Origin of the sequence: Scytonema hankhaensis NUACC26 (assembly GCF_045865695.1) — a bacterium.
In the GTDB taxonomy this organism is placed as follows: Bacteria; Cyanobacteriota; Cyanobacteriia; order Cyanobacteriales; family Nostocaceae; genus Scytonema.
Genome location: NZ_BAACAP010000255.1, coordinates 222,110 through 237,545 on the forward strand (window position 1 = coordinate 222,110; position 15,436 = coordinate 237,545).

General features: G+C 40.3%; 16 protein-coding genes. 4 read left to right on the plus strand and 12 right to left on the minus strand.

From position 1 onward, the window contains the following. Positions 1-43: 43 nt before the first annotated feature. From ACKTT2_RS52060 to ACKTT2_RS52080, 5 genes are all read right to left on the minus strand, one after another. Positions 44-718, minus strand: coding sequence for a DevA family ABC transporter ATP-binding protein (locus ACKTT2_RS52060; RefSeq protein WP_407900969.1), 675 nt, complete (start codon positions 716-718; stop codon positions 44-46). A 38-nt stretch (positions 719-756) separates the two neighbouring features. Further along, on the minus strand, positions 757-1,815 hold the full coding sequence (locus ACKTT2_RS52065) for an AI-2E family transporter (RefSeq protein WP_407900970.1): 1,059 nt from the start codon (positions 1,813-1,815) through the stop codon (positions 757-759). A gap of 165 nt (positions 1,816-1,980) precedes the next feature. Beyond that, positions 1,981-3,147, minus strand: coding sequence for an ABC transporter permease DevC (devC, locus tag ACKTT2_RS52070; protein ID WP_407900971.1), 1,167 nt, complete (start codon positions 3,145-3,147; stop codon positions 1,981-1,983). Between the two features lie 55 nt (positions 3,148-3,202). Continuing rightward, a complete protein-coding gene (locus tag ACKTT2_RS52075) occupies positions 3,203-4,375 on the minus strand; it encodes an ABC exporter membrane fusion protein (RefSeq protein ID WP_407900972.1) in 1,173 nt (390 codons plus the stop codon). A gap of 52 nt (positions 4,376-4,427) precedes the next feature. Continuing rightward, positions 4,428-5,012 (minus strand): TetR/AcrR family transcriptional regulator, encoded by a 585-nt coding sequence (locus ACKTT2_RS52080; protein WP_407900973.1) that lies wholly within the window; start codon positions 5,010-5,012, stop codon positions 4,428-4,430. Positions 5,013-5,223: 211 nt separating this feature from the next. Between ACKTT2_RS52080 and ACKTT2_RS52085 the strand changes: the two genes are divergently transcribed. The 3 genes from ACKTT2_RS52085 (at position 5,224) to ACKTT2_RS52095 (ending at position 7,821) form a co-directional block, all read left to right on the plus strand. After that, positions 5,224-6,441: a family 10 glycosylhydrolase gene (locus tag ACKTT2_RS52085; protein WP_407900974.1), complete on the plus strand. Its 1,218-nt coding sequence runs from the start codon at positions 5,224-5,226 to the stop codon at positions 6,439-6,441. A 184-nt stretch (positions 6,442-6,625) separates the two neighbouring features. Next, positions 6,626-6,832, plus strand: coding sequence for a type II toxin-antitoxin system HicB family antitoxin (locus ACKTT2_RS52090; RefSeq protein WP_407900975.1), 207 nt, complete (start codon positions 6,626-6,628; stop codon positions 6,830-6,832). 359 nt (positions 6,833-7,191) lie between these two features. Beyond that, positions 7,192-7,821 (plus strand): hypothetical protein, encoded by a 630-nt coding sequence (locus ACKTT2_RS52095; protein WP_407900976.1) that lies wholly within the window; start codon positions 7,192-7,194, stop codon positions 7,819-7,821. A 46-nt stretch (positions 7,822-7,867) separates the two neighbouring features. Here ACKTT2_RS52095 and ACKTT2_RS52100 read toward each other — a convergent pair whose 3' ends face one another. The 5 genes from ACKTT2_RS52100 to ACKTT2_RS52120 form a co-directional block, all read right to left on the minus strand. Further along, on the minus strand, positions 7,868-8,377 hold the full coding sequence (locus tag ACKTT2_RS52100) for a hypothetical protein (protein WP_407900977.1): 510 nt from the start codon (positions 8,375-8,377) through the stop codon (positions 7,868-7,870). Positions 8,378-8,641: 264 nt separating this feature from the next. After that, complete coding sequence (locus ACKTT2_RS52105) at positions 8,642-8,974, minus strand: hypothetical protein (protein ID WP_407900978.1); 333 nt, start codon at positions 8,972-8,974, stop codon at positions 8,642-8,644. A 5-nt stretch (positions 8,975-8,979) separates the two neighbouring features. Then, on the minus strand, positions 8,980-9,267 hold the full coding sequence (locus tag ACKTT2_RS52110) for a type II toxin-antitoxin system RelE family toxin (RefSeq protein ID WP_407900979.1): 288 nt from the start codon (positions 9,265-9,267) through the stop codon (positions 8,980-8,982). Between the two features lie 164 nt (positions 9,268-9,431). Beyond that, positions 9,432-10,073 (minus strand): tRNA (guanosine(46)-N7)-methyltransferase TrmB, encoded by a 642-nt coding sequence (gene trmB / locus ACKTT2_RS52115; RefSeq protein ID WP_407900980.1) that lies wholly within the window; start codon positions 10,071-10,073, stop codon positions 9,432-9,434. A 31-nt stretch (positions 10,074-10,104) separates the two neighbouring features. Then, complete coding sequence (locus ACKTT2_RS52120) at positions 10,105-10,326, minus strand: hypothetical protein (protein WP_407900981.1); 222 nt, start codon at positions 10,324-10,326, stop codon at positions 10,105-10,107. A 236-nt stretch (positions 10,327-10,562) separates the two neighbouring features. On the opposite strand from ACKTT2_RS52120, the gene ACKTT2_RS52125 reads away from it, so the two are divergent. Next, positions 10,563-11,669 carry a metallophosphoesterase family protein gene (locus ACKTT2_RS52125; protein ID WP_407900982.1) on the plus strand — a complete coding sequence of 369 codons (1,107 nt, stop codon included), beginning with the start codon at positions 10,563-10,565 and terminating at the stop codon, positions 11,667-11,669. Between the two features lie 221 nt (positions 11,670-11,890). Here the strand turns inward: ACKTT2_RS52125 and ACKTT2_RS52130 are convergent, their stop codons facing one another. Both ACKTT2_RS52130 and ACKTT2_RS52135 read right to left on the minus strand, forming a co-directional pair. Then, positions 11,891-13,498, minus strand: coding sequence for an IS200/IS605 family accessory protein TnpB-related protein (locus ACKTT2_RS52130; RefSeq protein WP_407900983.1), 1,608 nt, complete (start codon positions 13,496-13,498; stop codon positions 11,891-11,893). Between the two features lie 342 nt (positions 13,499-13,840). Continuing rightward, the gene (locus tag ACKTT2_RS52135; protein ID WP_407900984.1) at positions 13,841-15,055 is read right to left on the minus strand and encodes an FIST signal transduction protein; all 1,215 of its coding nucleotides are present in this window, start codon (positions 15,053-15,055) and stop codon (positions 13,841-13,843) included. Positions 15,056-15,436: the final 381 nt, after the last annotated feature.

Here is a 15,436-nt window from a genome sequence, read left to right on the forward strand (position 1 = left end):
TATGAATTGAAGGTTTAATCATTCATCATTCAGCATTCATAATTCATAATTTCAGATGTCCATCTTCCATATAGACAATGCGATCGGCTATATCAAGAATGCGGTTGTCATGAGTAACCAGTAAAATGGTACACCCTTGCTCTTTTGCTAGCTTCTGCATTAATTCCACAACATCACGCCCGGATTTTTTATCAAGCGCTGCTGTTGGTTCGTCAGCTAAAACAATTTTTGGCTGACTGACAAGCGCACGGGCGATCGCAACCCGTTGTTTTTGTCCGCCTGATAAACTCTCTGGATAATAAGAAACGCGATGACCTAATCCAACACTCTCAAGCATAGCAGTTGCTTTACCATCCATGTCTTGGTCTAGATACTTGTCATGCAATTCTAAAGACATACGTACATTTTCTTTAGCTGTTAAAAACGTCATTAAATTATGTGCCTGAAAAATATAACCAATGTTGCAGCGAATTTCTCTCAACTGCTTTTGACTTGCACCACGCATTTCTTGACCTAAAATTCTCAAACTTCCTTCATGAGCAGAACGCAATCCACCCATGAGAGTCAACAAAGTTGTTTTTCCCGAACCTGAAGGTCCAGTCATAATCGTAATTTCGCCAGCTTTAATTTCTAAATTAATGTCAAATAAAGCTTGTTTGCGAAGCGAACCTTCTCCAAAGTAATGATTAAGATTTTGTGCAACAATCACGGGTTCCATAGAAATACCTTATTGGTCACTGGTCAGGTGGTCACTGGTCACTGGTCACTGGTCAGGTGGTCACTGATGACTGGTTTTCGTAAAGAATCGGCTGTTTTTTTGATGAAGCTAGCTGTTGGAACTGCCATAAGTAAACCTAAGACTCCAGCAAACTTTGCTCCTACAAGGAGAGAGATAAATACCCAAGCAGGATTCAGCCCGGTAATACCTCCTATTAATCGAGGTGCAACAACATTTTCATTAATTTGACCGAGGACAACAGCGACTACTAACACCTTGAGTCCGAGCCATACATTTTGAAACGACACCAAAACGCTAACGAGTGCGATACTAACGACTCCACCAAAAGGTATTAAACTTGCTACTCCAATTCCTAAACCAAAAAGTAACCCAAATGGTACTTGTAATGTCAGAAATGCGAGGATCATAATTGCACTAAGAATAGTGGCTATGATTGCTTGACCTGCAAAGTAGTTTTGAAAACTCTGCTTGAGAGATAATTGAATTTGGTTATACCAATTAGGGGGTAACCAGCTTAAAAGCCCTTCCCAAAGACTGTTGCCATACAACACCAGAAAAATAGTGAGTACTAAAGTTAAAACTAGATTGAGCGCACTATTGATAGTATCAAGGGTTACATTAATAATTTGTCTAGTGAAGGATTGCATTGCTCCAGTCAGCTGTCCTGTGACTTGACCTGCAATTCCACTAATATCAATGGGTAGCTTCTGAAACAATGCTTGTTCGTCTAAGGCTTGCAGTTCTTGCTTTCCAACTTCAATCCAGGCGGGTACGCGATTGCCAAACTCCACGAGTTGTTCAAAAACTAATGGTCCCAAGACCAATCCGAGAATACTTAACAGCAGTAGCGATATGAGGAGAACTAGTCCAATTGCCAACCCTCTTTTCACTCCCCGCTCTTCTAAAAACACAATAGGGTAGTTTAATAGAAAAGCTATAAGGCTAGCTGTAAATACAATACTGACAATAGGTTGTAAGTATTGACAAAGCAAAAGTATGAGCCAACCATTGACAAATATGACAGGAAATGCTATTCCTATGTTCAGCCATCGTGGTAGTTTTTTAGTACCAGTCATACAATTTTGGATTTTGGATTTTAGATTTTGGATTTTGGATTAAAAACGTCTCACTTGGACTTGATTTTATCCAACTATCTGTCGCAAACATTTATTAAATTGGTATAGCTACAGCACCTAGTGAGAAAAATGTTACCTGTTGAGGATACAACAAAAAACACGGTGCTAAAAAATATCTGCAGGGTCAGCAGATTGCAGTTTCCGCATTGCAACCGCGCCGGAAAAGCTACACATCCCTACTGTCAGCACAAATACAGTTATGGCTCGACTTGTTGTCATGGCAATTGGTAGCAGTGTCGCTGCATATGTCAATTGGTAAAGTGCGCTTGCGATCGCAAATCCTGGTATAAAACCTAAGACTGCTAACAGCAAGGCTTCTTGTAACAATACCCGGATAAGATAACCATCGCTGTAACCCATTGCCTTGAGCGTCGCGTACTCCGGTAAATGTTCGGCAACATCGCTGTAAAGAATCTGGTATACAATGATGATTCCTACTATAAATCCAACAACCACACCTAGCCCAAAAATAAATCCGATTGTCCCTTGGCTTTCCCAATAGTATTTTTCTACAGCAGCAAAGCCTTCAGGAGTTAAAATTCTGACATCCCCTGATAATTCTTTTGTCAATTCCGCCTGTACTTTGGCAACATCAAAACCTGGTTTAAGTTGAATCAAACCAACTTCTATCCTGTCTGATTGACGTTCTGGAAACAATTTTAAAAATGTTGAATCGCTGGTGATGACATTGCCATCTGCTGCAAAGGATGAACCAATGGTAAATAACCCTGTCACCTGAATATTTTGCTGATTCAATTCTGCTTCTAGAGTTCCTTGTTTTTGTACCGAACCCGCAATATCTCCATATTCCGGACGCGCTGCACGATCGAACAACACTTGATTCAAGAGTTTGACTTGTGTTGCATTTTGCTTGATTTCTGGTAACTTCAAGCTAGGGGCGTCTGGTTCGATTCCCCATATGAGAATAGCACGAGTAAGACGGTTGTCAGGATTTTTCCACTGTCCCGAACCTATGTATATAGAACTTACCGATTTGACGGCTTCATGACCTAATGTTTGATAAAGTCTTTCTCTAGAGAAGGTTTTCACTGAGAAAAGAGTTTGGAATTGGGGATTGGTCATGACTAAATCTGCTTCAAGCAAGCGATGAGGTAGTGTAGCGCTATCGTAAAGCGCATCTTGAAACCCTAGTTGCACGAACATCAGCATATCTGCAAAGGCAATACCCGCAACAGCGATCGCTAAACGGGTTTTTTCTTTCATCACTTGTCGCCATGCTAGCGGTGTTCTCCGTAACCATTTGCCAAACATAATTAATTCCCTCAATTTATATCGAACATCCGTTATATTTTGATTGAAAAAAAAGTCATAATTGGATGGCTGTCTGCACTTGTAAATTGGTTAAACCTGCAACCTTTTTACTGTCTTCAGGGCTAAGGCGAATTTTTACCTCAACAACTCGCTTGTCCAAGTTTTCTCCTGGTTGGTTGCTAAAAACATTTTGTTTGTCAACTTGCAAGCCAATGTGAGAAACAACTCCTTGGAGCGTTCCTGTTACAGCTTGACCAGTCACAGTTGCCTTTTGTCCGAGTTTAACTTTTCCAATATCAGATTGATACACTTCTGCTACAGCAACCATGCGATCGGTTTGTGCCAACTCAATAATCCCAGAGTCGCTCATCTTTTCTCCCTCTCGCGTGTGAATCTTCAGAATATTCCCTGAAATAGGGGATCTAATGTAGGCTTTTTCCAAGTCAGTTTTTGCTTGTTTAACAGATGCAATGGCATCATCAACTTCTGCTTGCGCTGCTTGTACGTCTACGGGACGAACTTCGGCAATTTTATCAAGGGTGGCTTTGGCTTCGGCGATCTCTGCCTGTAGTGTATCTGCTGTACGGTTTCGATTGGCTTTGGCTTCAATTAACTGTGTTTGGGCAGTTTCAAAAGCTAATTTTTTGTTGTCAAAGTTCAAGGCAGATTCTGCTCCTTCCCGATACAGCATTTGGTAGCGATCGTATTCTGCACGAGCAATATTCAACTCAGATTGACGGCGGGCAATAATAGCTTTTTGAGTTACAATTTCTCCCTGTAGTTGGGCTTTTAAACGCTCTATTGTGGCTTTTTGAGCTGCAATTTCTCCAGTTTTTGCTCCTGCTTTGACTTGGGCAAGTTTGGCTTGAACCATCCTAACTTGCTCTTGTGCCTTTTTGAGAGCATCTTGCAGTTTATCCCTTGAATCGAGAATTGCCACCACCTGTCCAACTTTCACGCGATCGCCCTCTTGAACCAGGAGTTTAGTCAAGCGATCGCCATCCAATGCTAAAGGTGCAGACAACTTAATAACTTTAGCTTCAGGTTCCAATCTTCCCAAAGCTGTCACTTTTTTCATGGGTGAAGTTGTTACCACTGGTGCAGGTTTTTGACTGACACCTCCAAACAGAGAAATGCTATAAACAACCGTTCCACCCATGATGGTAGTCGCACCGATTACTAAAGCCATCAACCATTGATTTTTTTGTTTAGATAAATTACTAATCATTTGTTATTTGTCCTTTGTCATTGGTCACTGGTCACTGGTCACTGGTCACTGGTCACTGGTCACTGCTTTGATACTTTTCCAAATAAGCAGTTATCATTTTGCCTAGTAAATCAAATTGTTCTGTCAGAGAAATACAGTCATTATTCATAAGTAATTCTAGGAATAAGCCATCAATTAGGCTCATAACAAACCAAACTAATGCCCGATCTTTAATACCTAACAACTCATAAAATGCCTGTTCGTATTGCTTATTTGCATACTGAAACACATCATTACCATGCATCTCCTTGAAGTCTAAATGCTGACAGAAATCAACTAACACGTAAGTCCATTTAACGTAGTAATCTTGTTTTTTAACCAGGAACCGCCCCAACACCTCTAATCGTTCTTTTAGAGTCTGTATCCCTTCCAACTCAGTCAATGCCAACGATACATCTCGTTCGCATATTTCTTCCACTAATTGCTCAAATAAAGCTTTTTTATTCGGAAAGTAATGATACAGGGTTCCGGTAGACACGCCCAAGCTTTCGGCTACTTGGCGCATGGTAATAGCGCTGTATCCTCTTTCTGCAAATAAGTCAAAGCATTTACTGAGTAGTTCTTTACGGTATAACTCGTGGTTTACTATTTTTGGCATAGAATAATTTTATATCGAACATTCGTTATATAAACATTACTCAAGGAATAGCTCCTTTGTCAAGACATTATTTTGTCAAAATACCATGTTGTGATACAGGTGTGGTGCGGGCGTCCTCGCCCGTACATTATAGAGAGCGATCTTGAGACATATTAGGAAAATACCGCTCTGAAATTGTATCCATTTATATATAAATCAAGATTGTGCTTCTATGTCGCGTCAAAAGAAAGAGCCGAGTGGATGCGGATGCTTAAATATTCCGATTTCCGTAATTATTGCTGTCTTGGGAGGAGGTTATTGGTGGTTTAGCCAACCAGGACATTTAGACATCAGCCGCCTTTTGCCTAAAGATCTACCAGTAACTCTTCCTTTTGTAGATTCCACGCCAACAGCTACTCTAGCTCCTATTCCTAGAACTTCTTCAACTCCAAGTCCCTCTTTCTCAAGCGCTTCAAATCCCACTTCCAGTGATGATAAGCAAGCTTCACTAGAAACAACCCCTCCTCAACCAATACCAATACCTCAAACTCCTTGGGAGAAAAAAGTTATTAGAGGAATTTATTTGAGTCGCTACCAAATTACTAATAATGCCAACGAACAAACAATTCGTGAAAGAGTTCGATACTACCGCTCTCAAGGAATTAATACAATTATTCACGGTGTTTGGGGTAATGGTTGTACGATGTACAATAGCGACGTTATGCAACAAACATTAGGGTATAAAAGTTGTCCGAATCAGTTTCAAGACAAATGGCTAGATTGGTTGATTGATGAAGCACACAAACAAGGAATGCAAGTTCACGCTTATTTAGAGAAAGGTATTAAAATAGATAAAAATAGTCTGATTTATGATTTAGCGATTTCTCGGAAATGGATTGTACCTGGTGTGGATAAAACCTATGCTGGTATCGATCATTATGTTCTTGACGTAGAGATTCCTGAAGTAGCAAATTTGTTTAAAAATATTTTAGTAGAGTTCGTCCAAAAGTATCCAAAAATTGATGCTGTTCAATGGGATGATTATTTAGGATACCATGCTGAGTTACCTGGCAAGATCGATCGCACGGCTCATTTGACCAATTTTTTGCAACAAATGATAACCGCAATGAAACAAGCCAATCCCAGCGTTAGTTTTGATATTTGTCATCATAATCCCTACTGGGCTAAAAGATATTTTGCTGCTGATTGGCAAAAGTGGAATGTCGATCGAGTTTTCATTCAAGCATATAATGATAATGATGTAAATTTCAAAGAGGAATTGAATTACGCAAAAAGTTACGCTGGTATTGCCATTAGCGAGCGACAATTCCATCGTTTAAAAGAATTAGTAAATAACCCTGCTATTAAGAGCATTTTAGTTTTTCCTCTTGCTGGAAAACCAGAAGAAACAGCTTCTAGCTTAAGAGTATTGACACAAACCAGTAACTGATACAATTTTGAATTAGAAAAGGGGAGCATCCCAATAGGAACAGTGACCAGTGACCAGTGACCAGTTAACTAGCGAATTTTCCTAAGATTTGAACTGTGACTGATGTTTAGTTTTGAGATAATATGGTAACGGGATTCCTTTACTTGGTTTATACTAAACAATTACGTTGAGATTTTTGATAAATATGAGACAAGTTATCATGTACAAAGATGAAGATGACTATTGGGTTGTAGAGTGTCCAAGTCTAAGGGGATGTGTTAGCCAGGGCAAAACTAAAGAAGAAGCCTTAGCTAATATAAAGGAAGCTATTACAGGTTATATTGCTGCCTTGGAAGAAGATGGCTTATCTGTGCCAGAAGATAACTTTGAAGCATTTTTGGTGGTTGTGTGAGTAGATTGCCCAAGGTTTCGGGATTGGGAACTGCAAGCTATTACCTGCAGCCACATCATTCTATGTTGAGATGAGCCATTTGCTCAAGTTGTTGTTCCAGACCATCAAGAATTAGCTACAGAAACATTGCAGGCAATTATTCGAGTAATTCAACAACTTTAACGTAGGTATCACCGTGCGTCACTGCTTTCATAAATCTTGAGGCGAGATAGTAAAGCCAATACCTGGGTAACACGGAAAGCAGGTAGCTTTGAAGCATGAGGACAAAGCTAGTAAAAAAAGTACACTCTTGCAACTGCAATTGGTATCGTTATTTTCAATCCTTATGTTGAGAAACTCTTGATTTTGAGAATGTTAATATGCCACTTCTCGATCCCAATCAAAACTATACCTTCAGCCGATACTTCGAGCTAGGTTTTGAAGCCAGCGAACTAGCTAAAGAATTTGGCTACACCCTTACCCGAAAAACATTCAACTTACCACAATTTTCTGGTGAACTCGATCGCATACAAGAGTTAAGAGAGCGTATTGAAGAAGTCCTGCCATTTGTTCCTTTAACTAATGAATTTGCCAGACGGGAAATTCTTATTTCAAGAGTTGTTACAGAGCTAATTCACTACACTCAAGCAGAACTGCGGATTGAGTACGGGCTAAAGGTTTCTAATTGGCTTCAGGGAAATTTAGATTATTTGCTGCGTGTCAATACAATTAATCAATTGTTAGTTATTGAGGCTAAATATGAAGATTTGACTAGAGGCTTCACACAACTGGTTGCTGAGTTAGCCGCACTCGATCAATGGGAGAAAACCCCAACCGTTTCAGAACAACCGATTTTGATAGGATCTGTTTCCACAGGAACAATTTGGCAATTTGCTAGGCTTGACCGTACTGCAAAGCATTTTGAACAAGGGATTAATAGCTATCGAGTTCCTGAAGATGTAGAGCAAGTTATGCGAATTTTAGTAGCTACTTTGAGCCAAACAAATTAATATTTGTAATGGTGTTTAATCCAGACAAAAATTTTGGGTTTTCAATTCACCTCAAATTTTCTCGTTTAGTTTTGAGATAATTCTCAAAATCTTCACCCACTTCCTGAATTTCGGGGTCTTTCTGCTGTAATGCTTTCATAACCAGCCTTTGGGTCAGTTCATCATCAATCTGAATATAAAGTTCTAATAATCGTCTATATTCTTCATCCGTACCTTTTTTTAGGAGAGATTCTGCACAATTTTCTATATTATTTAAAAGCCATATTTTATCAAATGAAAGAATAGTAAATCGAACTAATTCAATATCTGAATGACCGACAGAGGCTAACTCGATTAACTCATCAAATAAACTCTGGCGTTCTTCTAAAGTTAAATAATGAAGAATTTGCAATGCCGTTCCTCTTTCCGTGGGCTTTTGTAAAGCCAGTCTAATTAACTCTACCTTAGATTGGCAACTATTTAGGAAATTTTGCCGAATTTCTAAATAAGCTTTTTCCCGGTCAATCAATTGATGCCAAAGGTCTGTATCTTGTTGATAGTATTTTGTTTCAGACATAGCTTTTCTTGATTATCTTATTTCTTTTTTACCTACGTAAATCCAACCACAATTCAAAAATTTTTCTACAAATTCGGAAAAGGGCATTTCAACGGCAGGATAGATAGTATGATGGGTAGGGGAGCGAGTTCCACCAACGTCTTTACCATCTACCACCACTGCAAGACCCAATGGTAATGGTTTCCCCTTATCTAGTTTACTCGTTCTACTTAATGCACTTTGTGATGTCTAAATATAAGGTAAAAGTTCTTTCTTACAGATGATTCACTGGTCGTTGGTTACTGGTGATTGAACGTTATTGATATCTGTTGATAACTCAGCAATGACCTGCTTTAAAGAAATATTCCTACTACGTTCTGACTTTTGCCGAGGTGGTAGCATCGTAATCTGAGCGTCAATCTCTTCTAATGACAAGACTGGCAAATCAAATGCTTCCCTGAACCATTGAATTAGTTGCATCAACTCTTCAATGGAAGCACCAAGGACAGCAACAGGAGTTTTGCTGTAATTAACAATGACATTATCTCTATTATAAAAGACCTCACGAATTGAATAGCGTCCTTGACTATCACGGCAAACACGGTATGTCCAAGTCATATCCGTTAATCCTCTTTTCCACGAAAAAATACAGTATTGTTTTGTTTTTCACCTATTCTTTCAATACTAACAATCTCAATAACTTCATCAACATTGTAGAAGACCCGAAAGATACCAATTCTCAATTCCCATTCAGCAATATCTGGTGGGTTACGTCGGAATCGATTTCTCGTTTCTACTATCGGTTCATAAAGTAACTGAGTTTGTATCGCATCGATAATGATATTTTGCTCAAACTTCCTGAAGTAGCGCAAATCTTGAATAGATTCGGGAGTAAATTCAATTTCGTACATTTGTGGTTATTGAAACCCTCAAATATTTGCTTTTTATAGCGTTTCCTAGTCTACTGAGTTACCAATTTATCTGCGTCCATTAGCTACAAGCTGCGGTTAGTTCTTTTTTCCTGTAGCTCACGAAAGTGGGAACTGCCATATCTCCGCCTACTACCTATTACTGACTAAGTTGTGACTTTTTCAAACACAGCGCGATAAACAGGTTCGTTTTTGTTAATCGTGTATAATTCCCTTTCTGTAGGAACCGATAGCGGATTTTCTGCTAGCCATTCTCCCTTACCATGTTTCACAAAAGCTGGATTTGCAGCAAAGCGATCGCACATTTCCACTGCTAAAAACTCCAGATCGGACTGCAAAAAAACAATACCACCAGGTGTAAGAAATTCTGCCAGTTCTGCGACTAATTCTGGCTGCACCATTCGCCGTTTTGCATGACGGTTTTTAAACCAAGGATCGGGAAATTGAATTGTGACACGCTGTAATTTTTTTTGAGGTAAAGAAGACAAAAGCGGACGGAGTGAGTTGTTCGCGTTGCAGAACAAATAATGAAGGTTTACCAGCCCTAACTCCGAACGCAACCTATTTGCTTCTACTACCAATGGTTCCCTAATTTCCAAACCCAAGAAATTCCACATAGGTTCCACTTGTGCCATATTGAGAACAAATCGTCCTCTAGCACAGCCAATATCTAAGTGTAGTGGTAAGCTTGGTTGGGCATAAACTTTTTCCCAATCAAGTGGACTGAGAGGGGTTTGATACTTATGTGCTAGTGGGTTAACGTGTTGACGAACTCGAATGATTGCCAAAATATTTCTCCTTATTACTACATCACCTGGATTAAACAAGTTCTTGGTCCTCCGGGTAAAGCATGGCAGCATACTGTAGGGAGAAAGCAGTTATGTCATGTCGATCCTGTTCGCTCCAAGTATTATCTTGTGTTACAACAGGTGGATCGGAACGAGTTAAGTCATCTAAAATGAGGGCAGCTAAACGTAACCGCTCAACTGGAGGCAAAGTAAGAACTATTCGAGTAAAAGCTTCTTGAGCATTAGTTGTCATAAGGATTCCTCATTGAACAGGATTATAATTATTTTTTACCTATGCTTCATTAAGGCTAAAAATATCTTTAATCTTAACCCGCGCTCGCCATCCGAAAATTTAACATCACCCAGTTTTGTATACAAATATTAACGGGGATTGCCAATCTACACTCTAAACCAGTCATAGTGAGTTACAGGCTATACTCAATTTAAAAAGAGTTTTTTCCCCCGTTTTTAACATTACTATTTAGGTCAATGGCTCTAAAATTTCGTTTTGCTGTAGTCAGCGACTTGCACGTTGCAGTTCCTCACACAATCTGGGATCATCCAGATCGTTTTCATTTAGTCGAAGTTAGTATTCCAGCATTTGACAGCATTGTAGAACATCTCACACAACTTGATTTAGATTTCCTTTTGCTACCTGGAGACTTAACTCAGCATGGGGAACCAGAAAACCATACTTGGTTACAAAATCGTCTAGCACAATTACCGTTTCCCGCCTATGTTGTTCCTGGCAATCATGATGTTCCAGTTTTGATGGCAAACGCGCAATCAATAGCTTTTGCCGATTTCCCCCATTATTATCGTCAGTTTGGATATAGTAACACCAATCAACTTTACTACACTTGTCAATTGCTACCAGGAGTAAGGCTAGTTGGCTTAAATTCTAACTTCTTTAATGACCAAGGTAAGCAAATAGGACGTTTAGATGACAAGCAACTGCAATGGTTGGAAGAAGTTCTAGCTGCATCTGTTAATGAACTCGTGCTAGTTATGGTGCATCACAATGTTGTTGAACATTTACCCAACCAATCCCGCCACCTCATGGCAAATCGCTATATGTTAGACAATGCGCCAGAACTATTACACTTATTACGACAATATAGCGTTCGTTTAGTTTTTACCGGACATTTACACGTTCAGGATGTTGCCTATGCTGAAGGAGTGTACGATATAACAACTGGTTCTTTAGTTAGCTATCCGCATCCTTATCGTGTTTTAGAGTTTCACAGGAATGATTTCGGTCAAGATTGGTTGCAAATTTTGTCTTATCGAGTAGACTCAGTACCTGACTTTCCTAATTTACAACTTGCTTCCCGAAAATGGATGGGCGATCGCAGCACTCCCTTCCTAATTAAACTGCTGACTTTACCCCCTATAAGTTTACCGTTAGCGCAAGCAAAAGAGCTAGCCCCCAGTTTGCGGTATTTTTGGGCAAACATGGCTGATGGAGACGCTGTATTTGACTATCCTAATTTTCCTCAAGAACTGCGTCGTTACTTCCAGAAATATAGTGCCATCGACTCAAGCGGTACACCTTCTTTCATTGATAACAATACTACGCTTTTGGTTAGTTGTTAGTTGTTAGTGGTTAGTAGGGTGGGCATTGCCCACCATTATGCTTTTGCTTAGTTGTTAGTGGTTAGTAGGGTGGGCATTGCCCACCATTATACCGATAAATTGGTGGTACGTATGTTTTAGGGGTCTCAAGCCGCTCGATAAAGTCTACTCAGATCTACTCACGCATGAGCAAATCTCTTCAACCGGAGGAATAGCGGTCAATTCCTCCTACCTTGAAGGATTCACGCCTTCACAGACGGATGGGGAGTTGGACTCCCATGCTTATGCCGAAGCTTTGGAAACCCAAGATTTCCGGTGTTCACCAAGCCATCACCCGCAGACCCTGTCAGAGTAGGTGTACCAAACCAAGCATGACGAGAACCTAGCTTCAAGTAATGCTTATGGAATCGCTGCCAATGTGCAAAGACGTGCTGACGAGCTTCAGGGCGAACCGAAGTCTGAAAGGCGTATCTCGCTGGCAGTTTCTCATGGTAAATCCCCATGCCACGACGGGCTAAAACTAGACCCGCCGCGCTATCACTACCCATGCCATAACGTTTCATATATTTGACAACGCCGATTTGGCTAGAATACTTGGCACTAACCTCTAGAACGAGGATGCCTAGCTTTAAACATCGAGCTTTTAACAATTCAAAGAACTTGGCATAAGCAAAACCAGAGAGCATTCGATTGTACTTGCGACCGCGTTTGAATTGCCTCTTCTTGTGGGAAAAGTCTAACTTCTCAATCACAATTGGCTTTTTAGTTGCCCTTGCTCTGGCTGTGATTTCTGTAATAGCCGTAGCTAGCCTAGCTTCTGTTTGCTCGGTTGAACACGAATGTAAATCTAAATTAACTTTTCCCCATGCTACGGGATTTCCGTGACGATTAGTCGCACACCAACCAATAGTTCCGGGATTAATATCTAAGCCAATACATCCACAAGTTTTGTCATGACTGGTAATAGAGAAGTTAACTAAACAAGTAATAGCTACTACCCACTTTCCTTTTTGATTAAGGCTAAACACATAAGTGAGAGCGTTGTTTAATGCCCAAGCGGTCACTATCAAGTCATATCCATACTTATTAATTTTCTGAAGTGGCAAGGTACAATATTCGCCGTATATTGACTCTAAAAAATAAGGCACACGAATTTTTAAACTGGGGATGACACCCGGTGTTAGCTGACAGATTTGATTGCTGTTAGTTTCATTAGTACTCCCGACAAATGGAATCTTACCGTTTAAACCCAAATTCACTTTGATCCCTCGTTTGATGACTTGAGTTCGGCGGTCTTGATACATCCGCAATTGACGCTTTTTTTGATGCAATTGCTGTTTAGCTAGTTGCAAGTAAGTTTGACCATGAGACTGACCATTAATGGGACAGGCATCATCAAATTCTGGTGTTCTCTTCAGTAATGGAACTTTCTTTAGCTTTCGGGCTTTAGTTTTTTGAGGAGACTTGATGGCTAATTTATGCTTCTCTACGGCTCGAGCATACTCCCGATGATTCTTCAATCTTTTGTTCAATCTCGCAATTTCTGCCTGAACTGATTTGATTTTGGCATCCAGTGTATTAATATGTCTGGTCTGGCACAACCGAGCTGATTCTAACTCACCTGACACAAAATTAATCACACTATTGGCATGGCGTTTGTTGACACCAAAATCGTTTTGAATTAAGGAGTTTAACTTCTCCTTTTTCATGTTATCTTGCAAACCTTCTAATGCCATTTTTGACATCTGGGCTGCTACTCTTGAGAACTTCTCTAGCATCTCAAGCACTTGTGTTTCCACCGTTAAATTATTAGAAATCTGAGTCACATAAGTTTGATAAACTTGAGGCATTTGCTTCACCACCTTTCCACCGAGCTCTTATGCTATTACTGAGACAAGATGTTTAACAGAGTAATTCTTAAAATGGCTTGAGATTATAGATGCGTTGTGAAACTGACTGACACTGAACGGCAAAAAGTAGAGCGTCTTGATTGAAAATTGGAAGTCTCAATGTCAGAAGTTATTCAGGACTGGATTCCAACTTTACCTGAAAGAGCTAACAATAGTCAACCTCTCCTCAAAAAAGATGAGCAATGAGCAGCTCTGAGCAGAAATTCTTTAACAGTTTCTCACCCCCACGTTGAGGTAGTCCCTGTTCCCTGTTCCCCGTTCCCCATTCCCTTTTACTAGCAATTAGCTATTTACCGAACGACAAATTCCAAACACAGAGGTATAATTGTGTATCATTGTACTACCACCTACAGGTCCGATCTCGCCGCCACAAAAGAAGCCTGCTAGTGGTATGTTTTTAAGGTAGCGATTGAATAATTGGGAATCAAAATCTGGCTTTCCGTAAAGACCTTCTCCTCTACCAACGCAAGAAAACATGAGAGCACCTACTGGGGCGACGGCGGAAGAACGCTCTTTCTGATACCTTTGTAGCAAGAATTCTAAATCTTCAGCAGAAGCGTGGGCATCGCGTAAGTGGAATTGCAGCCGTTGTCCGGGACGAATATAATCCGCGATCGCAATTGCTCCGGCGGATGGTTCTACTCCTAAAATACTTCTAATCAGAAAATCTCCTGGATGCAATTCTTGCTTGAATTCGTCCATAGCTAAACCAACAAATAAGGAATGCTGTGCCAGCATCCGATCCTCTTCACTAAGATTGCCAATTAAATCTCGCAATACCCTTAACGGCACTTCCTCATTGAGTTCTAAAATTATATTGCGATCGCCTTTTGTCACCTGGCAAGGTCTTCCAATTGGTCTGCATCCTTGTGCCACAATCGTTTCCAGAACAATGTTACCGCTTAGGGCGACGCCGATAGTTCCTTCTCTATAGAGTTGGTCATTGTAGAAAAGAGCAATGCGACCTCCCAAACCGCCACCACTCGCTTGTCCTCCCACTGTTACCGATCCAGGATATGCAAAATCTAATCCCTGTAATAAATCGTTCACGCCTGAAGAGAAAGAGCCAGACAATAATATAAATTGCGGCGCGGGTGATGGTGGTACGCCAATTAAATTTATCCAAGCATCTGGTGCGCTATCCAAATCGGGTAATTCATCAGGATCGATATGAAATGGCTTAATATTGACCCCAGGTAGGTGTGCCAAAGTTAAACTGAGTGCAGGTTCTGCTTCTAACTCTTGTGTTGTGCCTCCCCAAGTTGTACCAATCACACCTCCGCCACTGCAACCTAACAATACAGGTACTGATAGTTGCTCGTTCAGTAGTGGCAAAAGCCGAGAGTACTCGCTCGTAAAAGCAGACGAAATGAACAACAGCCCTAAATCTGGAGGTGCTGTTAACGATGAGACAGTGCGCTGTACTACATCTGAAACAGCTGCTTCTAAGGAAGGACGGGTTGATAGGGCATTTGCCCACTGCATTTGGTCTGCCATGAGTTTACACTCTATTTATTCTTGAGGGCTTTTGTTGTTAAGCAAGCCGGTTTATTATTTCTATTTTGGGGACTACTATAACGCATCCTACACGAATTCATGCGACTTTCTGCAAATCCCTTAGCAAGCTCCTCAAGATGATTATAGTTATTACCTTTCGGTATCATTCTTAAGAAGTATTGTATAATCTACACCTTTTTGGTAAAGTTTCAAAATCTTAAGACATTGTAGAAGAATACACGAGCGCCGTGAAAAATGCTGTAATAGTTTTTAAGCACAGCTCCATGAACTGAAAAAATTATTGCACCGACACAGTAGAATGGGGGATGATGGTACGAAAAACTGTCTTTTTTGAAATTTTTCTATACTAGTATTGAAAAC